General features: G+C 75.1%; 25 protein-coding genes. 11 read left to right on the forward strand and 14 right to left on the reverse strand.

Going from position 1 to position 25,572, the window contains the following annotated elements:
- Positions 1-84 precede the first annotated feature (84 nt).
- The 3 genes from ACWEJ6_RS25770 to ACWEJ6_RS25780 are packed head-to-tail and all read left to right on the forward strand — an operon-like array spanning position 85 to position 1,789.
- Entirely contained in the window at positions 85-750 is a 666-nt protein-coding gene (locus ACWEJ6_RS25770) for a hypothetical protein (protein ID WP_452426744.1), read from the forward strand.
- Positions 747-1,139, forward strand: a complete 393-nt coding sequence (locus ACWEJ6_RS25775) for a phage holin family protein (protein ID WP_358012454.1) — start codon at positions 747-749, stop codon at positions 1,137-1,139. Before ACWEJ6_RS25770 ends, ACWEJ6_RS25775 begins: the two co-directional genes overlap by 4 nt.
- Positions 1,115-1,789, forward strand: a complete 675-nt coding sequence (locus tag ACWEJ6_RS25780; protein ID WP_452426746.1) for a DUF3618 domain-containing protein — start codon at positions 1,115-1,117, stop codon at positions 1,787-1,789. Before ACWEJ6_RS25775 ends, ACWEJ6_RS25780 begins: the two co-directional genes overlap by 25 nt.
- 71 nt (positions 1,790-1,860) lie before the next feature.
- On the opposite strand, the gene ACWEJ6_RS25785 is transcribed toward ACWEJ6_RS25780, so the two are convergent.
- The 7 genes from ACWEJ6_RS25785 to ACWEJ6_RS25815 all read right to left on the reverse strand — a co-directional run bounded on the left by ACWEJ6_RS25785 (position 1,861) and on the right by ACWEJ6_RS25815 (position 8,971).
- Entirely contained in the window at positions 1,861-2,346 is a 486-nt protein-coding gene (locus ACWEJ6_RS25785; protein WP_449923810.1) for an ester cyclase, read from the reverse strand.
- Between the two features lie 57 nt (positions 2,347-2,403).
- Positions 2,404-3,294 (reverse strand): LysR family transcriptional regulator, encoded by an 891-nt coding sequence (locus ACWEJ6_RS25790; protein WP_452426749.1) that lies wholly within the window; start codon positions 3,292-3,294, stop codon positions 2,404-2,406.
- Positions 3,295-3,359: 65 nt separating this feature from the next.
- On the reverse strand, positions 3,360-4,091 hold the full coding sequence (locus ACWEJ6_RS25795) for a class I SAM-dependent methyltransferase (RefSeq protein WP_452426751.1): 732 nt from the start codon (positions 4,089-4,091) through the stop codon (positions 3,360-3,362).
- 121 nt (positions 4,092-4,212) lie between these two features.
- Positions 4,213-4,989 (reverse strand): class I SAM-dependent methyltransferase, encoded by a 777-nt coding sequence (locus ACWEJ6_RS25800; protein ID WP_452426753.1) that lies wholly within the window; start codon positions 4,987-4,989, stop codon positions 4,213-4,215.
- A gap of 86 nt (positions 4,990-5,075) precedes the next feature.
- Positions 5,076-6,335, reverse strand: coding sequence for an alpha/beta fold hydrolase (locus ACWEJ6_RS25805; RefSeq protein WP_452426755.1), 1,260 nt, complete (start codon positions 6,333-6,335; stop codon positions 5,076-5,078).
- 78 nt (positions 6,336-6,413) lie between these two features.
- Complete coding sequence (locus ACWEJ6_RS25810; RefSeq protein ID WP_452426757.1) at positions 6,414-7,067, reverse strand: response regulator; 654 nt, start codon at positions 7,065-7,067, stop codon at positions 6,414-6,416.
- Positions 7,064-8,971, reverse strand: a complete 1,908-nt coding sequence (locus ACWEJ6_RS25815; protein WP_452426759.1) for a sensor histidine kinase — start codon at positions 8,969-8,971, stop codon at positions 7,064-7,066. The genes ACWEJ6_RS25810 and ACWEJ6_RS25815 overlap by 4 nt, the downstream gene beginning before the upstream one ends.
- On the opposite strand from ACWEJ6_RS25815, the gene ACWEJ6_RS25820 reads away from it, so the two are divergent.
- Positions 8,965-9,090: a hypothetical protein gene (locus ACWEJ6_RS25820; RefSeq protein WP_452426761.1), complete on the forward strand. Its 126-nt coding sequence runs from the start codon at positions 8,965-8,967 to the stop codon at positions 9,088-9,090. The two genes, ACWEJ6_RS25815 and ACWEJ6_RS25820, sit on opposite strands and share 7 nt — an antisense overlap.
- Here the strand turns inward: ACWEJ6_RS25820 and ACWEJ6_RS25825 are convergent.
- Positions 9,087-9,698: a dihydrofolate reductase family protein gene (locus tag ACWEJ6_RS25825; RefSeq protein WP_452426763.1), complete on the reverse strand. Its 612-nt coding sequence runs from the start codon at positions 9,696-9,698 to the stop codon at positions 9,087-9,089. The genes ACWEJ6_RS25820 and ACWEJ6_RS25825 overlap by 4 nt on opposite strands.
- Before the next feature lie 74 nt (positions 9,699-9,772).
- On the reverse strand, positions 9,773-10,615 hold the full coding sequence (locus tag ACWEJ6_RS25830; RefSeq protein ID WP_452426765.1) for a helix-turn-helix domain-containing protein: 843 nt from the start codon (positions 10,613-10,615) through the stop codon (positions 9,773-9,775).
- Between the two features lie 91 nt (positions 10,616-10,706).
- Between ACWEJ6_RS25830 and ACWEJ6_RS25835 the strand changes: the two genes are divergently transcribed.
- From ACWEJ6_RS25835 to ACWEJ6_RS25865, 7 genes are all read left to right on the forward strand, one after another.
- Positions 10,707-11,144, forward strand: coding sequence for a hypothetical protein (locus tag ACWEJ6_RS25835; RefSeq protein WP_452426767.1), 438 nt, complete (start codon positions 10,707-10,709; stop codon positions 11,142-11,144).
- 52 nt (positions 11,145-11,196) lie between these two features.
- A complete protein-coding gene (locus tag ACWEJ6_RS25840) occupies positions 11,197-13,992 on the forward strand; it encodes a LuxR C-terminal-related transcriptional regulator (RefSeq protein WP_452426769.1) in 2,796 nt (931 codons plus the stop codon).
- Positions 13,993-13,995: 3 nt separating this feature from the next.
- Positions 13,996-14,883 (forward strand): alpha/beta fold hydrolase, encoded by an 888-nt coding sequence (locus ACWEJ6_RS25845; protein ID WP_452426771.1) that lies wholly within the window; start codon positions 13,996-13,998, stop codon positions 14,881-14,883.
- A gap of 180 nt (positions 14,884-15,063) precedes the next feature.
- Entirely contained in the window at positions 15,064-15,468 is a 405-nt protein-coding gene (locus ACWEJ6_RS25850; RefSeq protein WP_452426773.1) for a YbaB/EbfC family nucleoid-associated protein, read from the forward strand.
- A complete protein-coding gene (locus tag ACWEJ6_RS25855; RefSeq protein WP_452426775.1) occupies positions 15,461-15,835 on the forward strand; it encodes a hypothetical protein in 375 nt (124 codons plus the stop codon). Before ACWEJ6_RS25850 ends, ACWEJ6_RS25855 begins: the two co-directional genes overlap by 8 nt.
- Before the next feature lie 6 nt (positions 15,836-15,841).
- A complete protein-coding gene (locus ACWEJ6_RS25860; protein ID WP_452426777.1) occupies positions 15,842-18,358 on the forward strand; it encodes an ADP-ribosyltransferase in 2,517 nt (838 codons plus the stop codon).
- Between the two features lie 16 nt (positions 18,359-18,374).
- The gene (locus tag ACWEJ6_RS25865; protein ID WP_452426779.1) at positions 18,375-18,746 is read left to right on the forward strand and encodes a hypothetical protein; all 372 of its coding nucleotides are present in this window, start codon (positions 18,375-18,377) and stop codon (positions 18,744-18,746) included.
- Between the two features lie 33 nt (positions 18,747-18,779).
- On the opposite strand, the gene ACWEJ6_RS25870 is transcribed toward ACWEJ6_RS25865, so the two are convergent.
- The 5 genes from ACWEJ6_RS25870 to ACWEJ6_RS25890 are packed head-to-tail and all read right to left on the reverse strand — an operon-like array spanning position 18,780 to position 25,513.
- On the reverse strand, positions 18,780-19,958 hold the full coding sequence (locus ACWEJ6_RS25870) for an amidohydrolase (protein ID WP_452426781.1): 1,179 nt from the start codon (positions 19,956-19,958) through the stop codon (positions 18,780-18,782).
- Between the two features lie 55 nt (positions 19,959-20,013).
- Positions 20,014-21,825 (reverse strand): S9 family peptidase, encoded by a 1,812-nt coding sequence (locus ACWEJ6_RS25875; RefSeq protein WP_452426783.1) that lies wholly within the window; start codon positions 21,823-21,825, stop codon positions 20,014-20,016.
- Positions 21,825-23,612 (reverse strand): N-acetylglutaminylglutamine amidotransferase, encoded by a 1,788-nt coding sequence (locus ACWEJ6_RS25880; RefSeq protein WP_452426785.1) that lies wholly within the window; start codon positions 23,610-23,612, stop codon positions 21,825-21,827. Before ACWEJ6_RS25880 ends, ACWEJ6_RS25875 begins: the two co-directional genes overlap by 1 nt.
- A gap of 31 nt (positions 23,613-23,643) precedes the next feature.
- The gene (locus ACWEJ6_RS25885) at positions 23,644-24,861 is read right to left on the reverse strand and encodes a carboxylate-amine ligase (RefSeq protein ID WP_452426787.1); all 1,218 of its coding nucleotides are present in this window, start codon (positions 24,859-24,861) and stop codon (positions 23,644-23,646) included.
- A gap of 52 nt (positions 24,862-24,913) precedes the next feature.
- The gene (locus tag ACWEJ6_RS25890) at positions 24,914-25,513 is read right to left on the reverse strand and encodes a helix-turn-helix domain-containing protein (RefSeq protein WP_452426789.1); all 600 of its coding nucleotides are present in this window, start codon (positions 25,511-25,513) and stop codon (positions 24,914-24,916) included.
- Positions 25,514-25,572: the final 59 nt, after the last annotated feature.

Here is a 25,572-nt window from a genome sequence, read left to right on the forward strand (position 1 = left end):
TTTGCCCTGCGCTGGGGTGTTTTTGGTTTGGCGAAGGCCGTCCGGGTAGCCACAGGCGGCATCAATCCCACGAGGAGGGCACCCATGAGTGAATACCCGACGGGGACCGGCCAGGAGGGAACGCTCCATCAAGGCAAGGCCGCCGCGCAGGAGGTCGCCGGGACCGCCAAGGAGGCCGGCGTCCAGGTGGCCGGCGAGGCCAGGGCCCAGGCCAGGAACGCCGTCGACGAGCTGCGCGACCGGGTGCGCGCCCAGTCCGAGCAGCAGAGCAGGCGTGCCGCCCAGAGCCTGCGGGAGTGGTCGGAGGACCTGTCGGCCATGCACGAGCAGGCCAAGCCCGACTCGCCGGTGACCAACGTCGTACGCCAGGCCGCCGACCAGGGCCGGCGCGCGGCCGACTACCTCGACAGGCACGGCCTGGCCGGGGTGGTCGGCGAGGTGCAGAGCTTCGCCCGCCGCCGCCCGGCCGCGTTCCTGGCCGGCGCCCTGGCCGCGGGCTTCCTGGTGGGCCGCGTCATCAAGGCCTCCGGCGACAGCTCAGGGACGGCCTCCCAGCCCGCGGTCCCGCCGCCGCCCGCCGACCCCACCCTGCCGAGCGTCGCGCAACCCGGCACGGCGCCGCCGCAACCGCTGCACCGGCCGCTCGGCGACCCCCTCGGGCAGGACGACACCCGCCCGGTGCCGCCGCTCACCACGCCACCGGCCGCCCCGGCCGCTCCCGCCTACGGCGCCGGGAGTGACCTGCCATGACCGCGCAGCCCGAGGAACCGACGCTCGGCCAGCTGGTCGGCGAGATCGGCGAGGACATCTCCAAACTGTTCCGCCAGGAGGTGGAGCTGGCCAAGATCGAGCTCCGCCAGGAGGCGACCAAGGCGGGCAAGGCGGCCGGGATGCTCGGCGGCGCCGGCTTCGCCGGTTACATGATCGCGCTGCTGGTGACCCTGGCCGTCATGTTCGGCCTGGGCGAGGTGATGGGCCTGGGCTGGGCCGCGCTCGTTCTCGCGGTCGTCTGGGCGGTCATCGGCGGAGTGCTGTACGTCAACGGGCGCAACCGGCTGCGCGAGATCAACCCCAGACCCGAGCAGACCATCGAGACGCTCAAGGAGGACGCGCAATGGGCACGCGACCTGAGGAAGTGAGAAACGAGATCGCCGCCACGAGGGCCGAACTCGCGGCCGACGTGGACCGGCTGGCCGACCGGACCAGCCCGGCGCGGATCGCGCGCCGCCGTACCGAACGGGTGCGAGAGGCGGCGCGCTCGTTGCGGGAGCGGGTGATGGGAACCCCCTCCCACGGCGCGTCCCATGCCGCCGGCCGGGCGCGGCACGGCGTCGCCGCCACCGCCGGCTCGGTGGGCGAGGGGGCGCACCAGGCCGGCCACGCGGTGCGGGAGGGCGCCCACCAGGCGGCCGACACCGTGCGGCACGGCGCCCACGTGGCGGCCGAGACCGTACGGGCCGCGCCGGAGCAGGCCAGGCGGAGCACCCAGGGCAACCCCCTGGCGGCCGGACTGATCGCCTTCGGCGCCGGTCTGCTGGCCGCCACGCTCATCCCCGCCACCGAGGCGGAGGAGCAGGCCGTCGGCCAGCTCCGCGAGCAGGTCGGCGACGTGCTGGAGCCGGTCGTGGAAGCCGGCCGCGAGTCGGCGCAGCAGCTCGGCCAGGACGCCAAGGAGCTGGCGGGGCAGGCCGTCCAGCAGGTCAAGGAGAGCGCGTCGGAGGCGGCCGCCGCCACCGCCGACCAGGCCCGCGAGCAGGCCCGCCAGGTGGGCGGACACCGCTCCGGCTGACGCCCGGCCGGACGTGCCCAGGCCCTCACAGCCGCGTCAGGCCGTGAGGGCCTGCGCCGTTGTCCGGCGGGTCACCTGGCGTCCCCGGCCTCCTCCGTGGCCCCGGTGTCCGGGGGCTCGAAGGCCAGGGGCAGGCACAGGCCGATCTGGGAGTAGATCTCCAGCTGGTCGTAGTAGAGGCGCTGGCTGGAGACGAGCCCGTCGCGCAGGTCCCAGAACCAGCAGGCCCGCACGGTGATCTGGCGGCCGGTCGCGGCCAGCACCTCGCCCCCGACCGTCAGGTAGGGGCCGGAGTGCGTCCCGGTCGCCGTCAGCTCGGTGGCGATCGTGTCGCCCAGGGCGACGGTCTCCCACAGCGTGAAGTGCAGGTCGGGAAAGCCATCCCAGATCTGGGTGAAATAGGAGGCGATCTCCTCACGACCGCCCGCCTCCATCTCGGGGCTCACGACGACCGCGTCCGGCGCGTAACACCGCGACACCGCCTCGACGTCGTGCGCGTTGGCGGCGCCGATCAGCCGGTGCACGATGTCGTCCGTCGGCGGCGGCACCTCTTCCATGCCAGGGACCGTACCCGGACCAGGGCAGCGCACCGCCAAACGGTCGTCAGCAGCGGCTCATGGATGGGTGGCCGCCGCCGGGGCGGCGGGCGTCCGGAGGGTGCGCAGCTCGCCGAGCAGGTCGCGGATCAGCGCGGAACCGGCCAGTTCGCGGGTGGTGACGTAGCCCACCCGGCGGCGGGGGGCGCCCTCGCCGAGCCCGGCCGTGGCGACCCTGGCCGGGGCGTCCACCGTGGACAGGCGGGGCACGATCGCCGCGCCGAGCCCGTGCCCGACCATCGACATGACGACGCCGTCGTCCTCGACCGTGATGTCGCCGGGCGGGATCCACTCCTGCGCGGCCAGCCAGCGCCGGGTCTCGCCCGAGCAGTTCTCGTGCCAGTCGATCATGGGGAGCGACCGCGGGTCCGGATGCCCCAGCGGATGGGCCAGCACGTACGGCTCCTCGTACAGCTCCTTGCAGACCAGGCCGTCCACGTACATCGGCAGGGTCAGGACGCCCACGTCGGCCCGGCCGTCGGCCACCTCGCCGGCGATGCCCCTGCCCAGGTCCGGCACGACGCGCACGTCCACGGTGACCTTGGGGTGCCGCCGGCCGAACCGGACCAGCACGCGCGGCAGCAGGTGGAAGGCGGCGCTGCGGAAGGCGGCCAGCCGGATGGTCCCGGTGGCCTCGCCGCGGGCGGCGGTGCGCGTGTCGGCCCGCATGACCTCCATGAGCCGCAGGATGTGCCGGGCGTGCCCGACCGCGGCCCGCCCCGCCGCGGTGGCCCGCGCGCCGGCGCGGCCCCGCTGGAACAGCACGGCTCCCATCTTCCGCTCGGCGGCGCGCAGGGCGTGCGAGACGGCCGACTGGGTCAGCCCCAGCCGTACGCCGGCCGCCGTGACGCTGCCCTCGCCGTCGACGGCGACCAGGACGCGCAGTTCCGCGGGAGTGAGATCGTCCACGGCGGCGACAACGGACGAAGACCTCTCACGCATTCCGCGACCGCCGAGGACGGCCGCCGGTCCGGCTACGCGATCAGCAGGCGGAGGCCGAGCTCGGCCTCGTCGAGTTCGAGCAGGTCCCGGTTGCGTGCGGCCCACCGGCCGGAGGCGAGGTCGGCACGCAGGTCGCGCACCGCGCGCCGCTCGACGTCCGGCCCGAGCCTGGCCCAGACCGACATCCCGCGGCGGACGTCCTCCTCCAGGTACGCCTCCGGCCGGCGCCAGAAGGCCTCGAACAGGCCGTCGGCGCAGTCCCACGGGATGGGCACGGGTTCCAGCCGGGCCCCGATCGCCGCCGCCAGCTCGGTCACCGAGGGCCGGCCTGCCACGAGACCAGCGACCTCGGGCAGGTAGTCGCGGGACAGCCAGAACCGGTCGCGCCAGCCGGCGTCGCCGGTGTCGTGGGTGAACACCACCACGCGCCGGGCGACCCGCCGCATCTCGCGCAGGCCGCCGAGCACGTCCGGCCAGTGGTGGACCGACGAGACGGCCATGGCGGCGTCGAAGGACCGGTCGTCGAACGGCAGGCGCTCGGCGGACCCGGCCAGGCACGGCGCCGCCTCCGCCGGGCGCTGCGAGCGCATGAGCGCCGACGGCTCCACGGCCAGGACGTAACGATCGGGCGGCTCGTAGGACCCGGTGCCCGCGCCGACGTTCAGCACGGTCCGGGCGTCGCCGAGCGCGGCCCAGATGCGCGCGGCGATGCGCGGATCGGTGCGCCGCGTCCTGGTGTAGGCCGCTCCGATGGTGTCGTACAACGGCGCTCCGGACATTCGGCACCGCCTTCCCGGCCGTCACCGTCCGACGGGAGGCCGCTTGATCGTTGTTTTCGCGTCGATCGGCAGGTGAAACCTCTTCACGGCCCTGGCTCGGACGTCCTCACAACCGCCGGACGCGCAACACGGCGGTCAGCATCGGCAGGGTGAACTCGCCGTCGGCGGTCTCGGGCCGGCCGGCGAGGTAGGCGCGGATCCGGCCGAGCCGGGCCGCGCGTTCCCCTTCGGGCATGACGAGCATGCCCGCCCTGGTCGCGAGCGTCTCGGCGAGGGAGTCCGCGGTGCGGCGCTGGCCGTGCGGGAACTGCTCCTGCTCCGGCGTCCCGAACCGCGGCGCGCCCGACCTGGGCAGGTGCATCCCGGCCGTCTCGGCGCGCCAGGCGGCGGGCGTGTCGCGCGGGCCGACCGCCTCGCCGCCGCCGGCCCGCGCGAGCCCGGCCACCCAGTCGACGCCGTCGTCGAGCACGTTCCACAGGCCGGCCAGGACGCCGCCGGGAGCCAGGACCCTGGCGATCTCGGGCCCCGCGACGGCCATGTCGAACCAGTGCATGGCGTTGCCGGCCAGCACCGCGTCGACGGACGCGGCCGGCAGCGGGATCGCCTCGGCGCTGCCCGGCAGGGCGCGGACGTCCGGCAGCGCCCGGCGCAGCTCGGCCAGCATCGCCGGGTCGGGCTCGACCGCGACGACCTCGACGCCCAGCTCGACCAGCGTCGCGGTCAGCTTGCCGGTGCCGGCGCCGAGGTCGAGCACCCGAAGCCCGGGCGCCGTCTCCAGCGCCCAGCGCACGGCGGCGTGCGCGTAGTCCGGCCGGTGCTCGGCGTACGCGGCCGCCGCGGCTCCGAATGACGAGCTGTGACGTAGCCGTTCGTCCGGCTCCACGCGCTCTCCTTCCCCGCCCCGCCGTCCGGCGGAGCCCTGAGTCACCCGCATCCTAAGATCACCGATCCCGGAACGCGCGGCGACGTCTAGGAGCGGGCGGGGTCCGTGGCGCCGGTGTAGGCGGGGACGGGCAGCGGGCGGTCGAGGAGGAAGGCGCGGATCAGGCCGCGGTAGAGGTCGGGACGGCCGTTGGCGATCGAGTGGCCGGCGCCCGGGACGTACACCAGGGTCGAGTCCGGCAGGGTGCGCCGGTAGTCGTAGGTGACCTCCCACTTGAGGTAGTCGCACTGCCCGCGCATGATGAGCACCGGCACCCGTACCCCGCGCAACCGGGGCCGCGGGTCGGGCACGGCGGCGGCGTCCTCGGCGGTGACCTGGTTGCTGTAGAAGCCGGGCAGGTTCCCGTGCACGGGGGCGGGTTTCGCGTCCGCGCAGCCCGTGGCGTCCTTGGCCACCAGCAGCAGCGCGCGCATCCGGGCGTCGGCCTCGGCGTCGGGCACCAGCGCCCGTGCCGCGGCCGGGTTCACCCCCAGGAGCAACGACTGGACCAGCATGCGCGGGGAGCTCGTCAGCGCGTCGGCCTGGGCCTGGAGGGCGGCGGGCAGGCCGTCCCACGGGCTGCCGACGCCGCCGGGGAAGGCGGGCTCCCAGATCGCGCCCGGCGAGGTGAGCACGGCCTTGGCCACCCGGTCGGGGTGGGCGGCGAGGTAGGCGGCCGACAGGGTGCCGCCCCACGACCTGCCCACCAGGACGATCTTCGGGGCGCCGATGGCCTGGCGGACGGCCTCCAGGTCGGCGACGTGGCGGGCGACCGTGTACCCGGCCGGGTCGGCCAGCCGGGTCGAGCGGCCGGCGCCGAGCTGGTCGTAGGCGTAGACGTCGAACCCGGCGGCGGCCAGCTCCTCGCCGCCCTCCGGCAGCCCCTCCCCTGGCGTGCCCGGCCCGCCGTGCAGGAAGATCACGGGCGGGCGGCCGGCCGTGCCGGATCCGGCGAGCTTGACGTAGGCGAGCCGGGAGCCCGTCGGGAGCTGCCAGTACGCGACCCCGGCGGGCGTCGCGGCCGGCGGCGGGACGGGGAAGGGCCGGAAGGCCGCCAGCCCGGCGAGGGCGGTGACCGCCACGGTGTTCACCACCACGTAGGGCGGCACCAGCCGCGGCAGCCCCAGCAGGCGGAGCGCGGGACGTCCGAGCAACCAGGAGACGGCGGCGACGGCGAGCACCCCCGCCCCCGCGAACAGCGGCACGGCGGCCGTCACGGCCGCCACGAGCAGGAAGACCAGAGCCCCGGCGGCGACCGCGGCGATCTCGGCGCCCACCAGCAGGATCGCGCCTGACACACGTTTCATGTGCCACAACGTTAGGAACGCGCGTGCCGCGTCTCCTCCTGCCGGCGACCGAACCGTGCCCCCGCCACGCGGCGGGGGTCAGCCGGCCCCGGGACGGATCAGGCCGGACTCGTAGGCGTGGATGGTCGCGTGCAGCCGGTCGCGCACGCCCAGCTTGGCCAGGATCGCCGCCACGTGATCCTTGACCGTGGCCGGGCTGAGCGCCAGGACGGCGGCGATCTCGGCATTGGACAGCCCGCGCGCGACGTGCCCGAGCACCTCGCGCTCGCGGGCGGTGAGCCCGTCGGGCCGCGCGGGCGGGCCGGGGTCGGCGGCCGCGGCGAAGCGTTCGAGCAGCCGCCGGGTGATCACCGGGTCGAGCAGCGCGTCGCCGCACGCGATCACCCGCACCGCGTCCACGACCCGCGCCGGCTCGGCGTCCTTGAGCAGGAACCCGGACGCGCCCGCGCGCAGCGCGCCGAACACGTACTCCTCCAGGCCGAACGTGGTCAGCACGACGATCCGGGTGCCCGGCGTGCCGGCGGTGATCCGGGCGGTGGCGGCGAGCCCGTCCAGGCCGGGCATCCGGACGTCCATGAGCGCCACGTCCGGGCGCAGCTCGGCGGCGAGCGCCACGGCGGACTCGCCGTCGGCGGCCTGCCCGACCACGTCGAGGTCGGGTTCGGCGGCCAGCACCGCGGCGATCCCGACCCGGACCACCGCCTGGTCGTCGACGACGATCACCCTGATCATCTGGGCAACCATACCCGCACGTCGTCCGGGCCGCCGGTGGCCAGCGTCCCGCCGTACCCGTCGGCCAGGGTGTGCAGCCGGCGGCGGGCGCGCCGGGCCGCCGTGCCCTCGACGAGCACGCCGTCGGGCAGGTACGACACGGTGATCCGGTCCCCGGCCAGCTCCTCGACGGCCCGGAACACGCCGACCTCCAGCTCCGGCGTCAGGCCGTCAGGGTCGCCGACGTGGCGGACGCCCGACTGCCGCCGGGCGGCCAGCAGCTCCAGCCCGGCGAGCGTCGGCGGCGGGCCGTCGGATCCGGCGGGGCGGCGCAGCTCGTCCAGCAGCCGCCGGAGCGCGTCGATCGCGGCGCGGGCGGCGTCGCGCACCGCTGCCAGGTCGCCCTTCCCGGCCGCCGCGACGACGGCGTCCGCGTGCCGGGCGGCCGTGCTGCGCAGGCCCTCGACGATCCGCTCGCGTTCGCCGCGCGCCACGTCCGCCAGCCGGCCGGCCAGCAGGTCGCGTTCGGCGGTCGCGGCCGCCCGCCGCCGCGCCCGCGCCCGGCCGACCAGGACGCCCGCCGCCCACGCCGGAGCCGACAGGAGCGCCACGGCCGTGGCGAGCACCGCCCAGGCGGCCGTCCGGTCACCGGCGATGCCCGGCCCGAGGGCCAGCGCGAGGCCGCCCACCAGGCCGACGGCGAGGATCGCGAGCACGCCCCGGCGCCTGGGGTGGTGGGCGCCGAAGGCGTAGAGCTGGGCCAGCTCCACCCACCACGCCCAGAGGAACAGGTCGCCCGCGGGGGTCGGGGTCAGGCCCGCCATCGCCACCGGATGGATCGACAACATCGCGGCCAGGCTCCACGCGGGCCGCCGCACCCGCCACCACAGAGGCAGGGCGTGCAGGACGAAGAGGGGGCCGAGCACGAGGAACTCGCGCGGCGCCGGAGTGCCTCCCGGCAGCAGGCTCGCCCCCATCGTCAACGCGACGGCGAGCCCGGCCAGCGCCGCGTCCCAGGCCCGCCGCCCGCGCCACCACGCCCGCCGGAACGGGGGCGGCCCGGCGGGGGCGGGGAAGGCGGCCCGGACCGTCCAGCCGCCGGCGTCCGGGCCCGCCGTGAGCGTGCCGCCGCAGGCCGCCACGGTCGTGGCCAGCCCGGACAGGCCGTGGCCGGTGCCCAGGTCGTCGTGCTCCCGCGCGCCACCGGTGTCGCGCACCTCGACGGTGAGCCGGCCGGGTTCGCCGAGGACGGCGACGTCCACCCGGGCGCCGCCCGCGTACCGCGCGGCGTTGGTGAGGCCCTCCTGGACCACCCGGTAGGCGGCCGCCGCGACCTCGGGCGGGGCGGCGGCGGCCGTCCTGCGGTAGCCGACCCGGTCGGGGTCCGCGCCGTGCCCGGGCCGGCCGGCGACCAGGGCGTCGATCGCCGGCAGGTCGCGGACGGCCTCCCGCGCGCCCGCCAGTTCGGCGCGGGCCAGGCGGGCGGCGTCCCCGGCGTGGCGCAGGGCGGACTCCCGCATCGCCGGGTCGGCCACGTGCAGCGCGGACGCCGCGGCCACCGCGATGCCGGTGAGCCGGTGGGCGGCGGTGTCGTGCAGTTCGGCGGCCATCCTGAGGCGCACGGCGTCCGCCACGGCCGCGGCCGCCCGCGATCGCGCCGCCCGGTGCGCGGCCAGGGCCGCCCGCCGCGTCCGGCCCCGCCGGTGCGCCCGCCCGAACGCCCAGACGACCGCGCCCACGCCGCCCGCCACCAGCGCCACGCCCGCCAGCGCCTGCGGCGGCCAGCCGCGGGCCGCCGCGACGGCCGTCGCCGCCGCCACCAGGGCCGCGACGGCCGCGATCGTGATCCCGGCCGTGCCGCGGACGGCCGCGCCGTACAGGAGGGCGACGCCGACGAGCGCGCACCACAGCAGAACGGATGTCACGGCGTCAGGCTAGCTTCCGCGGCTCGGCCGCGATCCTGGCCGACCGGCGGATGAGCCATCCGTCGCTGGACGGGTCGGCGTTCCGCGGGGACCTCGCGCGGATCGTCGGCCGCGACTAGCGGCGCACCTTGTACCGCAGGTGCAGCACCCCCTCGCCCTGGACGACCACGTGCGGGTCCGCCAGGAGGTGCTGCCCGGCGACGCGGCCGAAGTAGGGCTTGCCGGAGCCGAACACCACCGGCACGACGTCCATCGCCACCTCGTCCACCAGACCGGCCGCGAGCAGCTGGCCGCCGACGTCGCCGGCGTTCACGCTGACGACCCGGTCCCCGGCCAGCTCCTGGGCCCGGGCGACGGCGGCCGTCACGTCGGCGGCGAAATGGTAGGACGCCTCGGGGTGCCAGCCCTCGGGCTTGGGCCGGTGGGACACCACGACCACGTGCTCCCCCGCCGGCGGCCGTCCTTCCCAGCCGTTCACCAGGTCGAACAGGGTGCGGCCCATGATGATCACGCCGACCGACTCCCAGATCGGCCGGACGTACTCCGCCGACGCCTTGGAGACCCTGAAGCGGCCGCCCGCGCCGGAATGGTCGTAGTCCGGGTCGTCGCCCGGCGTGAGCGGGGTGTCGCCGTTCCAGTACCAGTCGTGCAGGGGGCCGACGTCGTCGTTGCCGTCGGCGATGAAGCCGTCCACCGACACCGCGCTGTTCATGATCACTGCGCCCACGGGGTCTCCTCGGTCCTCGTCAGAAGTACGCCTGCGATCCTGCCGTCCCGGAGGGCTGCCGGGCTTGTAGAAAATCAATCGGCGGGCATCGGGCCGTCGTCCGGCGGGAAGCCCGGCTCGGCGGGGAACCGGCGCCGCAGGGCCAGGTACTCGGTGGGGGTGTGGCCGGTGAAGTCCTTGAACTCCCTGCTGAAGTGGGCCTGGTCGAAGTAGCCCGCCGTGTGGGCGAGCGCCGTCCAGTCGACCGGGCGCGACGCGTCCACGGACAGGATCAGCCGGGCGAAGCGGTAGATCCGGGCCACCCGCTTCGGGGTGACGCCGACATGGGACTTGAACTGCGCGGCCAGGTGGTTGCCGCTCACCCCGGCGGCGTCGGCCAGCGCGCCGACCGGGACCGCGCCGTACGTGGCCGCCAGGCGGCCGCCCGCGTGCCGGACCAGGTCGAGGTTGCGCGACGCCGTCCCCTCGAACCGCGCCCGCAGCTCCTCCTCCACCACCCGCAGGACGCCGGCGGCCGAGGCGAGGTCGCCGGCCCGGTCGCGGATCCGGTCCAGGGACCGCTGCCAGAGGGCGTCGGCCGGCACCCACCGGTCGCGCAGCTCGCCCGCCGGCACGCCGACGAACGGCGTCATCCCCCACGGCTTGAAGTGCACCCCGACCAGCCGCACCCGGGCGGGGTACTCGTAGCGGAACCGCCTGGTCCACATCCCCATGAGCCAGCCGTCGGCGAACACCGCCGGCGGCACGGAGGGGTCGGAGTCCCACAGGCGGGCGGGGTCGCCCAGGTTGACGAACAGGTGTCCCGACGGCATCGGCGGGACGTTCATCAGCCGGTGTCGCGGCACCCCGGTCAGGCAGTAGATGTCGTCGATGAACCGGTCGAGCGGCGGCGCGGGCACCCGTCCGACGTATTCCATGGGACCAGTGTGGCCGAGGTGATCGGGGCCCTGCACCGAATCTTCACCTCGGGTGCGCATCGGCCGCAAACCGGTCTGCTTCGATGTCGGCGTGACCGATCGGAGCGGGCCGTCGTCCGGGGCCGGGGATGTTGGTTGGGCCTTCGGCTGCGCGTTCCCGGCCGTCGCCGCGATCGCGTGCGCGACCGCGGGCACCTGGTACGAGACATCCTTGGTGGCGCACGCGCACGTCTACTGCGCGGGTGACCTGAGCGCGGGTGAGGGCTTCGCCGGCGCCGTCTGGGTGCTGAGCAGGTTCGTGCTCTTCCCTGCCGTGTCGGCCGGATCGGCGCTGCTGTCCTTGCCGGTCCAGTTGCTCGCGCGGTTGCCGTGGGCGGCCGGGCGGCTGTGGCCGCAGCTCCTCCTGACGGTGCTCGCCCTCGCCGTCACGGTCTCCGGGCCGGTCGCGCTGACCGTGTACGACGTGGCCACCCAGGGCACCCCCGGCGACTGCGTCGTGCCCTGGTGGCCTGCGTGGCTGCCCGCGTAGGGACGGTCTCCGGGGCTCGGCGGGCCGGGCCGCGCGCCTAAGGTAGGGGCTTGTGCTCTACGGCAGATCTGCGGAAATCAGCGTTCTCGACGAGGTGATCGCGCGCGCCCGCGACGGCGCCGGCGGCGCGGTGGTGTTGCGCGGCGAGGCGGGAGCGGGCAAGACGGCCCTGCTCGACGCGGCGGCCGCGCGCGGCGGCGCGATGCGGGTGTTGCGGCTCACCGGCGTCGAGTCGGAGTCCGACCTGGCGTTCGCGGCGCTGCACCAGCTTCTGTGGCCGGTGGCCGGTTCGCCCGGCGCGCTCGACGCGCTGCCCGAGCCGCAGCGCCTCGCCGTCCGCGCGGCCCTGGGGCTGGCGGCCGGGGGCGCCGGTGACCGGTTCCTGCTGGCGGCCGGCGTGCTCTCGCTGCTGGTCGAGGCCGCCGCGCCGGACGGGCTGGTCTGCGTGGTGGACGACTTCCAGTGGGTCGACCGGGCCTCGGCCGACGCGCTGCTGTTCGCCGCCAGGCGGCTCGCGACCGAACGCGTCGCGATGCTGCTCGCGGTGCGCGGGGACGCCGCGGTCAAGGGCGTGCCGCTGACGGTGGAGGTGCGCGGCCTGGCCGAGGCCGCCGCGGACGAGCTGCTGGCGTCCCGCCACGGCGCGCTGCCCGTCCAGGTGCGGCGCGAGCTGGTCACGCTGACCGGCGCGAACCCGCTCGCCCTGCGCGAGATCGCCGCCCGTCTGACGCCCGCCCAGCTCGCCGGACGCGAACCGCTGCCCGACCCGCTGCCCGGCGGCGCCCGGCTGTTCGGCGACCGGGTGGCCGCGTTGTCCGCCGCCGCCCGGCTGGCCGCCCTGGTCGCCGCCGTGGAGGGGGACCTCGACGTGGTCCTGCGCGCCACCGGCCGGCTCCTCGCCGAACGCGCGGGCCGACCCGGCACGCGGGACGACCACCCCGCGCCGACCTCCACGGAGGCATCGGTCTCCGCGAAGACATCGGCTTCCACGGAGGCGAAGTCGGAGGCAGAGGCGGAGGCGGAGGCCGGGCGGGCGGCGTTGGCCGAGCTGGAGGAGGGCGGGCTGGCGGAGGTGTCGGGCGCCGGCGTGCGCTTCCGCCACCCGCTGATCCGTTCGGCGGTGCACGAGGCGGCCGCTCCGGCCGAGGTGCGCCGGGCGCACGCCGTCCTGGCGGAGCTGACCGCCGACGACCGCCGTGCCTGGCACCTGGCCGGAGCCGCCCTGGGCCAGGACGAGGAGGTCGCCGCCGCGCTGGTGGCCGCCGCCGGCCGGGCCCGCGACCGCGGCGGGTACGGCGCCGCCGCCACCGCCCTGGCCAGAGCCGCCGAGCTGACCCCCGAGCCGCGCGAACGGGCCGTCCGGCTGAAGGACGCCGCCGTCGCGGCCTGGCTCGGCGGCCGTCCCGGCCAGGCGGAGTCGCTGCTGGCCGAGGCGCGCGAACGGGCCGGCGGCGACGTCGCCGTGACCATGGAGATCGCCCAGCTCCGCGGCCGGTTCGAGCTGAACTCGGGCAACGCCGCCGAGGCCGTGCGGATCCTGGCGGCGGGCGACAGCCTGGACATGCTGGCCGACGCCTCCGAGGCGGCCGCGTACGTCGGCGACACCGCGATGATCGTCGAGCTCGGCCGCCGGGCCGCCGCGCACCCGGAGGGCTTCCTGCGGGACACGGTGGCCGGCATCGGCCTGACCCTGGGCGGCGACGCCGCCGGGCCCGGCCTGCTGCGCCGGGCGCTGGCGCGGGCCGGTGAGCTGGCGGATCCGGCGGGCCACCTGTGGGCGGCGGCCGCGGCCAGCCAGCTCGGCGAGACGGACCTGGCCGCCGAGCTGAGCGACCGGGCCGGGCAGGTGGCCAGGGTGTCGGGCATGGCGGGGCAGTTGCCGGTCGTGCTGGAGTTCGTGGCGACCGCCGAACGGCTGGCCGGGCGGCTGGCGCGCAGCCAGGCCCTCTCGGAGGAGGGCCTGGAACTGGCCCGCGAGGCCGGTTACGAGAACACGGTGGCCGCGCACCTGGCCAACCTGGCGGTCGTGGCGGCGCTGCGCGGCGAGGAGGACGACTGCGAGCGGCAGGCCCGCGCGGCGCTGGCCATCGCCGTCCCCCATCGGGTGGGGCTGCGCGCGGGGGTGGCGGCGTACGCGCGGGCGATGCTCGACCTGTGCCTGGGCCGGCACGCGGCGGCGCGCGACCGGTTCGCGGCCATCGCCGCGGCCGGGCCGGGCACCGGGCATCCGGCGGTCGTCTGGCGGACGACCCCCGACCGCGTCGAGGCCGCCGTCGGAGCGGGCGACGAGGCGGGCGCGCGGGCGGCGCTGGAGGCGTACGAACGGGGGTCGCGGCACGCGGCGACGCCGGAGTCACGCGCGCTGCTGGCACGCTGCCGGGGCCTGGCCGAATCGCGCGAGGACGCCTTCGAGGAGGCGCTGCGGCTGCACACCAACCCCTTCGAGGCGGCCAGGACGGCCCTGCTGCTGGGCGAGCGGTTGCGCCGCGGGCAACGTCCGGGCGAGGCGCGGGCGCATCTGCGGATGGCGTGGGAGACGTTCGAACGGGCGGGCGCGCGGCCGTGGGCGCGGCGCGCGCAGGAGGAGCTGCGGGCCGCCGGCGAGAGCGGGCAGGCGCCGCCCGCGGCCGTGCTCGACGCGCTGACCCCGCAGGAGTTGCGCATCGCGGGCCTGGTCGCCGACGGGTTGTCGAGCAAGCAGATCGCCGCCCAGCTCTTCCTGAGCCCGCGGACGGTCGAGTACCACCTGTACAAGATCTATCCGAAGCTCGGCATCGGCTCCCGTACTGATCTGGCGCGGCTAGTAGTTCTACAGAAGGCGCCCGTGGCCGGGCCGGGCAAGCTTTGAGGCATGCAAAACGTGAACATCTGGAGTGAAGAGTTCGGCGCCGCCACCGACGAGCCGATCCTGCTGATCATGGGTTCGATGTCGCAGGGCGTCCTGTGGCCGGACGAGTTCGTCGGGCTGCTGACCGCGGGCGGCCGCCGGGTGATCCGGTACGACCACCGTGACACCGGCATGTCGGACACGGTCGACTTCGCGGCGCACCCGTACACGTGGGACGACATCAAGGACGACGTCTACCGGGTGATGGACGCGCACGGCCTGGACAGCGCGCATCTGGTCTGTCACTCGGCGGGCGGGCTGCTGGGGCAGTTCGTCGCGGTGGAGCGGCCGGAGCGGGTGCGGTCGCTGACGGTCATCGGCTCCTCGCCGCTGGGCGGCCGCGAGGGGCAGGTCATCATGCGGGCGCTGCTGGGCCAGCCGCAGCCGGAGGGCAGCCTGCCGGTGCCGCTGCCGGAGTTCGTGGCCTTCTACCAGACCCTGATCGCGTCGCCGCCGCCGCAGGACCGGCGGGCGGCGATCGAGGGCATGATCGCCGAGCAGCGTCTGCTGCACGGGACCGGGCTGCCGTTCGACGAGGACGCGGCGCGCCGGTTGCAGGAGCGCATCTACGACCGGGCGCGCGACCTGTCGGCGACGGTCAACCATCGGCTGGCGGCGGGCGCCAAGCCCGATTTCGAGCCGGTGGGCGTGCTGCACCAGGTCAAGGCGCCGACGCTGGTGATCGAGGGCACCCACGAGGTGGCCAAGCCGGGTCATGGCGCGCTCATCGCCGAGCAGGTGCCGGGGGCGCGGCTGATGATGGTGGAGGGCCTGGGGCACACGCTGCCGCCGGAGGTCCACGAGGAACTGGCCACCGCCGTCCTCGCGCACACGACCCCTCGCGATCGCTGACCGGCGGGCGGGCCCGCGCGAGGCCGGCTGACGCCCTCTCGGCGGCCCGCCGGCCCGCCGGTGGGCGGGTTTCGGATGGCCTGAACTGCTCGTTTTCCGTCCGTAAAGAGATTTAGTACGGTAGGGCCTCCGCGTTGCAGCTGTGGCAGAAGCAGGCCCCTGGTACGAGAGGTACGCCGTTTGAGCGACGAGTTCGGGCTGACAGTCGAAGCGTTGGCCAGGGAGTACAACCGGCAGGCCCGCGAGCTGCGGACGGCGTACGGCAAGCTGTCGGAGCTGGTGGCGACCGCGCAGAGCCGCGACGGCCTGGTCAGTGTGACGGTGGGGCCGCGCGGTCAGGTGCAGGACATCGCGCTGGACCCCCGGGTGTATCGCAGGCTCGCGCCGTCCCAGCTCGCCCGCTCGATCATGGAGCAGATCGGCGCCGCCACCGAGCAGGTGGCGGACCGGACGAAGGAGCTCATGACGCCGTTCATGCCGCAGGGGCTGCCTCTGGAGGAGGTGCTGGGCGAGGGGGCGGGCATCGAGTCGTTCCTGCCGAAGCCCGTGCGGCTTTCGCCGGAGGACGGCGCGGCGCATGAGTGACACCCGCGGCCAGGGATACAAGGCGGTCTTCAGCGGTCTGCGGCAGCGTTCCGCGCAGGCCGACGCCAGCGCCGACGCCCTGTGGGACCTGCGCACCGCGTTGGGCACCGTCTTCTACCGCGAGGGCAACCCGCTGGGCGACGACCACTACGGCAGAGAGCTGGAGAACAACCGGTACAGGATCGAGGACGGCATCTTCACCGCCTTCGACGCCTACATCCAGGCAGTGGAGGACGTTCGGGACGGGCTCCGGGGCAACGCGAGGAACTACGAGGACGCCGAAGGCCCGGACACCCAGGGCGCCGGGTACCAGGCCCCGCCCCTCGACGGCCAGGCGCCGTCTCCGCCGAGTCTGCCGGGGATGTGAGCCTCCTTGGGGTTCGACGGTTTCCTCGTCCCTGACTGGGCGAAGCCGTTCATCGGCTACGCCGTCGGCATGGACTGGCCCGAAGGTGACGAGGACGGCTGTTTCCGGCTCGCCGACGCGTGCGCGTCCACCGCGCGGGGCGTCCTGGAGGCGCGGGGCGTGGCGGTCTACACCCGGCTGGGCGACGACTGGGACGGCGACGCGCTGCGGGAGTTCGTCACGTACGTCCAGGAGGGGCCCGATCAGATGCTGGCCGAGCTCGTCAAGGAGCTCGTCTCGGCCGCCCTCCACTACAACGATCTCGGCGTCCAGGTGCAGTACACCAAACGGATGATCGAGGTCTCGGTCTGGTTCCTGATCCTTCAGCTCATCTGGCTGCTGGCCGCGGCGGCCGGCCCCTGGGGACCGGCCGCCATGGCCGTGGCCGGCTCGCGGATCCAGCTCACCCGGCTGGCCATCGCCCAGCTCGGCAGGCGGCTGCTGATCAACATCGGGCTGTTCGGCGGCCTGATGGGCGGCATGGACCTCGGGGTCCAGGCCACGCAGTCCCGGCGCGATCACGTCGACTGGGACCAGGTCATGACGTCGGCCGGCACGGGCGCCCTCCTGGGCGCCTTCCTGACGGGCTTCACGGGCATCCTGCCCCCTCGGTCGATGCTCGGGTTGATGGGCCGTTCGGGCCTGGCCGGCATGGCCACGGACGTGACCACGCAGCTCGCGAGCGGGCAGCCGTTCGACCCGGACAGGTTGCTCAAGAGCCTCACCTCCGGCGTGCTGGGCGGCGCGGACGCGCACTGGGCGAGCTGGAGCCCGGGAGCGCACGTCAAGGCCGACGCCGGGCCGCCGGTGAACTCCCCGGTGGATTCGGCGGTGAAGTCGGCGGTGAAGTCCGGCGTGGACGCGGGTTCCGCCGCCACGCTTCCCCCCGAGTGGCTGAACAGCGCGTACCACTCCTACGACTACCAACCCCCGTCGTACTCGCCGCCCCACTACGCGGACGGTTCGGCGGGGCACTGGCCGGAGAGCACCACGCTGGCCGGCGCGGCGGCCAAGCAGGACCCGTCCTTCGGCGGCGGGCACGACTTCGACGCCCTCCTCAACGACGTGCGGGCCGCGGACGGGCCCGCCGCCTCCCACGCGGGCGGGGGCGTCCTGCCCGGCGGCGGCGCCAAGCCGCAGGGACCGTTCCGGATCCTGGAGAACCCCGGCAAGTCCGGCGACGGCTACGTGAGCGGCGGCCAATGGGGCAAGTACGGCGCGGCGGGCGTGCTGATCCGGGGCATCGACCCGCACGGCGAGCCGCGCTACCTGCTCATGCAGCAGAGCGAGCTGGTCTCCAACGCCGGCAAGTGGCAGCTGCCCGGCGGCGCGCTCGACAGCCTGGAGAGCCCCGTGCACGGCGCCGCCCGGGAGATCAGCGAGGAGCTGGGCGTCGACCAGGTCTACCTGGACGAGCTGCGGCTCAAGGGCGAGCACGCCGTGCACGTCGGGGACGACGGCTGGACGTACACCAACCTGGCCGCCGACGGGCCGATGTTCGCTCCGAAGCTCGACATGTTCGAGACCAGCGGCGCCCAGTGGTTCACGCTGAAAGAGCTCACCTCGATGGCGAACGGCGACAAGCTGCACCCCGCCCTGGCCAAGGCGCTGCCGGACATCCTGGGCCTCTACCACCAGGACGCGGGACCGTCCGCCGCCCCGCCGAAGGACCACTACACCGCGCCGGACACGGCCGGCCGGGTCAGGCCCCCGGTGGACTTCGGCGCGCGCTCCGGCGACCTGTCCCCCTCCCCCCTGCCCCACGGCAAGGGCAGCGCGCCGCCCGCGTACTCGGGGCTGGTCGCCGACGGGCCGAACCCGTCGCTGGGGCAGACGATCCGCCGTACCGAGTCGGGCCTGTACTACACCGGGCCCGCGTCGCACGTCCCCGTGGACGCGCCCTTCGGCTCCCGTGTGGTCTCGACCTCGTTCGGCGAGGCCGTCTGGTCGGACGTGTCCGCCGGGCTGTCCGAAGCCGAGCGCGCGGCGGCCAAGGAGTACTCCGAGGGCGGCTACCTGGGGATGAACGACTACCTGCGGTACGGCGACTCCTCCATCGAGGGCCTGACGCCCGAGGAGGTCGCCAAGAACAAGGCACGTCTCCTCGCGGAGATCGAGCTGCTGCAGGAGATCATGGAACGCCGGCCGGTCCCCGAGACGATCGACGTGTTCCGGACGCTGCGGCTGACCCCGAAATTGTTCACCGTGCCCGTCCAGGAGCTGGCGGGAACCGTGCAACGCGACCCCGCCTTCTTCTCGACGAGCATCGGCGAGGGGCCCGCCTCCCCCGGGGCCGGGCACGTGGAACTGCACCTGCGCGTGCCCGAAGGCACCCCTGCCTTCTACCTGGACCTGATCAGCCGGCACCAGGAGAGGGAGCTGCTCCTGGGCACCGGCGTATCGTGGTTCGCCGAGGACGTGCAGCGCAAGGACGGCCGGTGGCACGTCTACGGCTGGGTGCTGCCGCCGGAGGCAGACGGCTGACGGGAAGGACGAAGAGGTGTCGCTGAAGGACCAGCCCGAGTTCCGGACCGTCCACGCCCCGGACGCCTACCCCCGCACGACGGCGTCCGCTGTCCGCTACGTCCCGGTGCTCAAGGACGGCGCCGTGATCGGCTACCTGTGGGCCGCCGCCACGGACGACGCGGCCCAGTACGTGCCGCGCGAGCAGGCCGGTGACGCCGCCTTCGACGCCGCCGTGGTCTGGACCCGGCGGCTGCGCTGGGCCAAGGCCAACGGCGTCGCCCCGCTGGAGGCGCTGCGGCACTGGGCGGGCGAGGCCGAGGACGCCCGCGCCGGCCAGGTTCCGCTGCGGCAGCCGTTCGAGCTGCCGTCCCTGCGCGCGCTGGAGGAGCTGGCCGCGGCCGCGTGACGTCCCGCCGCACGGCCGCCCGCGGGCCGGGCCTCACCGGGCAGGCGCCGCGGGAGCGCCGGCGGGCAGGGCGCGGCGCGCCAGCGTGACGTAGAAGTCCGTCCCCGTCCGCAGGACGGCGTCGTTGAAGTCGTACTCCCTGCTGTGCAGCGGGTCGCCGCCCCGGCCGGGTTCTGTGCCGTTGCCGAGGAAGACGAAGCAGGCCGGTACGGCCCCGGCGAACACGCCGAAGTCCTCGCTCGGCATGACCGGCGCGCAGTCGGGGTCGACGCCGTCCTCGCCGGCGACCGCGACGGCCGCCTCGACCGCCGCGGCGACGCAGGCGGGGTCGTTGACGGTGGGCGCGAACTCGTGGGTGTAGGTGACGGTGCACGTCGCGCCGTGGGCGGCGCCGATGCCCTCGCAGAGCCGCCGGATCCGGTCTTCCAGGAGCGCGGCGACGGCGGGGTCGAAGCTGCGGGTGTCCCCTCTGATGACGACCTCGCCGGGGATGGCGTTGCGCGCGCCGTCGGTGCTGATGTCGGTGCAGGACACCACGGCGGGCAGCGCGGGGTCGACGTTGCGGGCGACGACCGTCTGCAGGGCCAGGACGATCTCCGCGCCCACCACGATCGGGTCGACGACCATGTGCGGGCGGGCGGCGTGCCCGCCGCGGCCCCGGATGCGGATCTCGAAGTTGTCCTCGCCGGCCATGATGCTCCCGGCGCGGGTCAGGAAGTGGCCGGCGGGGACGCCGGGCCAGTTGTGCAGTCCGTACATGGCCTGGACCGGGAAGCGGGCGAGCAGGCCGTCGTCGAGCATGGCCCGCGCGCCGCGGCCGGGCTCCTCGGCGGGCTGGAAGACGAACCGGACGGTGCCGTCGAAACCGCCCTCGGCGGCCAGGACGGCGGCGGCGCCGAGCAGCATCGCCATGTGCCCGTCGTGGCCGCAGGCGTGCATGAATCCGGGGTTGCGGGAGGCGTGGGCGTGCGTGCCCGGCTCGTCGAGCGGCAGGCAGTCCATGTCGGCCCGCAGCCCGACGGCCCGGCCGGCGCCGCCCCTGGTCAGGGAGGCGACGACGCCGGTGCCGCCGACGCCGGTGACGACGTCGAGGCCCGCCGCCTCCAGCGCCGCGGCGAGGTAGGCGCTGGTCGCGTGCTCGGCGAAGGCCGGCTCGGGCCGCCGGTGCAGGTCGTGCCGCCAGGCGCGTAGCCGGGAGTCGAGGTCGGTCACGAGCGGGTCCTTCCGTGCCGGTGGGGCACCATGATGGACGCGTCCGGCCGCCCGATCAATGCGGGGCGGGCCGCAGGTGCTCGTCGAGCCAGTTCAGCACCTTGGAGACGAGGCTGATGCGGTTGGCGCGGTTGCGGAACTCGTGGCCTTCGTCCGCGAAGAGCAGCAGGTCGCAGGGCACGCCGCGGGCGCGGGCCGCCCCGAACGCCTGCCGGGCCTCGTGCACCGGCACGTTGGTGTCCTGGGTCCCGTGCACGACCAGGAGCGGGGCGGCCAGCCGGTCGAAGGCGCGCAGCGGGGACAGGGCGTGCAGCAGGTCGCGGTCGGCCTCCGGGTGCCCGTACTCGGACACCGCGGCGGCGGCGATCCACGGTTCGGTACGGGCGTAGAAGGTGGCGAAGTCCGCGATGCCGCTCATGTTCACGCCCGCGCGGAAGAGGCGCGGATGGGTGACGAGGGCGGCCAGGGTCAGGTAGCCGCCGTACGACCAGCCCATGCAGGCGAGCCTGGACGGGTCCGCCGCGCCCGTCCGCACCAGCGCGGCGGCGCAGTCGGCGACGTCCTCGACCGCGCGGAAGCGCAGCCCCAGGTCGTCGGCCTGGCGGAAGGCCCGCCCGTACCCGCCCGAACCGCGCACGTTGGGCGCCAGCACCCCGATCCCGGCGGCCAGGAGGTTCTGGTAGAGGGGGTTGAAGGTGGGGCGTTCCTGGTCCTCCGGCCCTCCGTGCAGCGACACCACGAACGGCGCGGGCCCGTGGACGTGCGCCGGGCGGTAGAGCCAGGCGGCCAGCTCCAGCCCGTCGCGGGCGGGGAAGCGCAGCAGCTCGGCACCGGTCGCGACCGGGAGCCGCCCGGCCCCGGCGGCGTACCGGTACGTCCCGGAGGTCAGGTCGCACAGCAGCACGTGCGAGGGCTCCTCGGGGCTCTCGGCGGCGAGCACCGCCGTGCGGCCGTCCCAGGCGACCCGGACCGAGGTGACCACGTCGGCGGGCGGCGGCGGAAGCGGCCTGACGTGCGCGGCGGGCAGTTCCACGACGTCCAGCGCCGAGCGGCCGTGCTCGTTCCACAGCAGGACGCCGCGGCGGCCGTCGGCGCTGAGCGCGAACCGGTCCAGCTCGGCGTCCGGCCGCTCGGCCAGCACGACGGGATAGGCGTTGCGCCGCACCGCCAGCAGCGCGGCCCGGTCGCGGCCCGCGTCCGACACCAGGTAGGCGATCTCGCCGTCGGGCGACAGGACCCCCTGGTCGGTCGAGCCGGGCAGGCCGGGCAGCAGGTCGCGCTCGCCGCCCGGCGGGTGACCCGGGACGGCGTCGGCCGCGTACATCCGGCGCAGGCCGCGCGGCCCGCGCCGGAGCAGCATGCGCGCGTGGTCGCGGCTGACCGCGGCCGGCCACAGCAGCTCGCCTGCGGCGATGACCTGGCGGGCGCCGGTGACGGCGTCGGCCAGCTCGGCCCGGGTCAGGCCGGCGGCGGAGGTCTCGGCCACCAGGACGGACTCGCCCCGGCCGGTCCAGCGGACGAGCGCGGCCGACCCGTGCGGCGGGACGGCGAGCGGCCGCAGCTCGCCGCCGTGCGGGCGCACGGTCCACACCTGCGTGTGCTCGCCGCCGTCCGGCGCCACCAGGACCGCCAGGTGTTCCCCCGTGGGCCCCCAGCTCACGTCCACGACCGGGTGGTGGCCGGTGTCGACCGGCCACGCGTCCAGATCCGCGCCGAGCGGCTGGACCCACACCCGGGGCACGCCGTCCTGGTCGCCGACGAAGGCCACGGCGCTGTTGTCGGGCGCCAGCGCGGGCCTGCGGCAGTTCCAGGCGCGCAGCGCGGCGGCCGACGGCAGGTGCGACAGGTCGCCGAGGATGTCCGGCATCACATCTGGTGGGCCTGGAGCCACAGTTCGAGCAGGCCGATCTGCCACAGCGTGTTGACGCCGGTCGTCGCCCTGTCGGACTCGGGGTCGGCCAGCAGCCGCCGTACGAACTCGGGACGGAACAGGCCCCGCGCGCGGGCGGCCTCGCTGGTGAGGGCGTCCCGGACGAGGTCGAGCAGGGGCCCTTCGACGTGCCGGACGGCGGGCACCGGGAAGTAGCCCTTCGGCCGGTCGACGATCTGCGCGGGCAGCAGCCGGCGGGCGGCGTCCTTGAGCACGCCCTTGCCGCCGTGAGCCAGTTTGAGCCCGTCGGGGCAGGCGGCGGCCAGCTCGACCAGGTCGTGGTCGAGGAACGGCGTGCGGGCCTCCAGCCCGTGGGCCATGGTCATGTTGTCGACGCGTTTGACCGGGTCGTCGATCAGCATGGCCGTGGTCTCCAGGCGCAGCACGGCGTCGAGCGCGGTGTCGGCGCCCGGCCGCGCCACGTGCTCCCGGACGAAGTCGCCGCTGACGTCCCGGTCCAGCAGGTAACCGGGGGCCAGCACGCCGGACAGCTCCTGGTGCGGGCGGTCGGCGAACTCCCTGCAGTAGACCTCGGCCGCCCGCTCGCGCGGCACGTCCGCCAGCGGCGGGAACCAGCTGTAACCGGCGAACACCTCGTCGGCGCCCTGGCCCGACTGCACGACCTTCACGTGCCGGGCGACCTCCTGCGACAGCAGGTAGAAGGCGACGCAGTCGTGGCTGGCCATCGGCTCGCTCATGGCGCCCACCGCGCGTTCCAGCCCGTCCAGCAGGCGGTCGCCGGGGATCCGGATGCGGTGGTGGTCGGTGCCGAACCGGCCGGCGACCAGGTCGGAGTAGGCGAACTCGTCCCCCTGCTCGCCGCCGGCCGCCTCGAAGCCGATGCTGAACGTGGTCAGGCCGCTCTGCCCCTCCTCGGCCAGCAGCGCCACGATGAGGCTGGAGTCCAGGCCGCCGGAGAGCAGCACGCCGACCGGCACGTCGGCGACCATCCGGCGGCGCACCGCCGTGCGCAGGGCGTCCAGGGTGGCCCGGCGCCACTCCTGCTCGCTCAGCCCCGCGTGCTCGGGCATCGCGGAGCGGGTGTAGGGCGGGTCCCAGTAGCGGTGGTCGGTGCTCGTGCCGTCCGCCTCGACGACCCGCACGGTGGCCGCCGGCAGTTTGCGCACGCCCGCGAGGATCGTGCGCTCGCCGGGCACGAGCGAGTGGAAGGTCATGTAGTGGTGCAGCGCCACCCGGTCGATGCCGGTGTCCAGGCCGCCGCCCGCGGCCAGGGCGGGCAGCGTCGAGGCGAAGCGCAGGCGGCGGGCGTCGTGGCTGACGTACATGGGCTTGATGCCGAGCCGGTCGCGGCCGAGCACCAGCCGGCCGCTGTCCCGCTCGTGGATCGCGAAGGCGAACATGCCCTTGAAGTGTCCGACGCACCCGGCGCCCCACCGGTGGTACGCCTTGAGCAGCACCTCGGTGTCGGAGGTGGAGTAGAACCGGTAGCCCGCGCCGCGCAACTCCTCGCGCAGCTCGCGGTAGTTGTACAGGCAGCCGTTGAACACCACCGCCAGGCCGAGCCCGGCGTCCACCATCGGCTGGGCCGCCTTCTCCGACAGGTCGATGATCTTGAGCCGCCGGTGGCCCATCGCGACGGGCCCCTGCGCCCACAGGCCGGAGCCGTCCGGCCCGCGGTCGTGCATCGCGTCGGTCATCCGGCCCACCGCGCCGATGTCGGCCTCCGCGCCGTCGAACCTGAACTCGCCGCTCAGCCCGCACATGCCGGCACCCCCGTCCCGCCGAGGCCGGCCATCAGGCCGCCGGCCGGCACGAAGGGAGGTCGTGGTCGCCCGTCGGCCGGTCCCACTCGCAGGTGCGGGTCTCGCTGAGCACCAGGTCGACCACGTCCGCCAGGCTGCCCCGCTCGGCGTACGCCGCCCGCTGGCGGGCCGCCGACGTGCCCGTCTGCAGGACCTGCCGGGTCAGTCCGGTCACCAGCTCCCAGTCCCCGGCCGCCTCCAGTTGCGGGCGCAGGCCCGTCACCAGGTCCTCGACCACCTCCTTGGCCGGGCGCGGCACGCCTTCCACCGGATCGACCAGGTCGCCCTCCAGCCCCCACCGGGCCGCCTGCCAGGTCGCCGCGCGCGCCGCCTCCACCTGCACCTCCGGTCCCGGGCCGCGGCGCGCCGCGGCCACCTCCCTGGCCACCAGCGCCCGGAACAGCCCGGCGATCAGCACGACGTCCTCCACCCGGGGACAGGCGTCACAGATGCGCAGCTCCACCGTCGGCACATGTTGCGAGGGCCGGACGTCGAAATAGAGCATCCCCGCGTCGCTGATCACCCCGGACCGGATCAGACCCCGCACCATCTCCTGGTACTCGGCCGCCGAGCCGAACTTGCCGATCGGCCCCGTCGTCGGCCACCGCTGCCACACCAGCGTGCGGTAGCTGGCGTAGCCGGTGTCGGCGCCGTCCCAGAACGGCGAGCTGGCGCTGAGTGCCAGCAACGGCGCCAGCCAGGGCGTCAGCCGGTGCGCCACCGCGACCGCCAGGTCCGGGTCGGGCACCTCCGCGTGCACGTGCGTGCCGCAGATGAGCTGCTCACGGGTCAGCACCTGGAAGTCGCTGAGCATCTTCTCGTATCGCTGGTCGGGGAAGACCTTCACCTCGTCGAGGTCGGCCAGCTGCGGCGTGCCGACCGCCGCGATCCCCAGCCCCAGCTCGTCGGCGGTGGAGATCAGCTTGCGGCGCAGGCGGCACACGTCGCGGGCCAGGTCGTCCAGGGCCAGGAACGGCGCGCTGTTGGCCTCGACCATCGACCGCTGCAGCTCGTGCGTGAAGCTCTCCTCGGGCAGCGCGCTCAGCAGCGCCCCCGCCCGCGCGGTCACCCGGCGTGTGGTCGCGTCGACGATGTGGTACTCCTCCTCCACACCGACCCGGATCGCTCCCCCGGACCCCTCCACGGTCACCACTCCCATCATCAGGCATTCGAAGCCACCCCCTTCTCCCCCGAAAACGGGCTTCAGCACCTCTTGACCTCCACAAATGAAGGTCAGGCCGCGAATACGGCCTGCCGGGTGCTCAGTGAGAGTGCCGGTGGGGGTCGGCGTGGATGTGGGTGCGCATGCCCTGCGGGTCGAACAGGATGAGCAGCTCGACCGTGCCGCCGTCGGCGCTGCCCAGCCAGTGGGGCATGGACGTGTCGAACTCGGCCGCCTCGCCGACCGGCAGCGTGAGGTCGCGGTCGTCGAGCACGAGGCGCAGGCGTCCGGTGAGGACGTAGAGCCATTCGAAGCCGTCGTGGGTCTGCGGGGCCGGTTCGAGCGGTTCCGGCCGCGCGGGGATGATCATCTTGAACGCGTGGACCCCGCCCGGCCGCCGGGACAGCGGCACGAACGTCATCCCGAACCGGGTGATCGGCTTGAGGTGGATCCGGGGGTCGCCGGTGCGCGGGGCGCCGACCAGGTCGTCGAGCGGGACGTCGTAGACGCGGGCCAGCGGCAGCAGCAGCTCCAGCGTGGCCCGGCGCTGCCCGCTCTCCAGCCGGGACAGCGTGCTCTCCGAGACGCCGGTCGTGGTGGCGAGCTCGGCCAGGGTGATGCCGCGGTGACGACGCAGGGCCCGAAGGCGCGGCCCCACCGCGCCCAGCACCTCGTCCATGTCGTCGTGCACGACGGCCATCTTGCCATAACCGCAAGTTTTCGTGCCAGATCGGCGGGCTGCTGGTCGGATCGATCCCA

The sequence above is a fragment of the Nonomuraea sp. NPDC004702 genome, assembly GCF_053601695.1.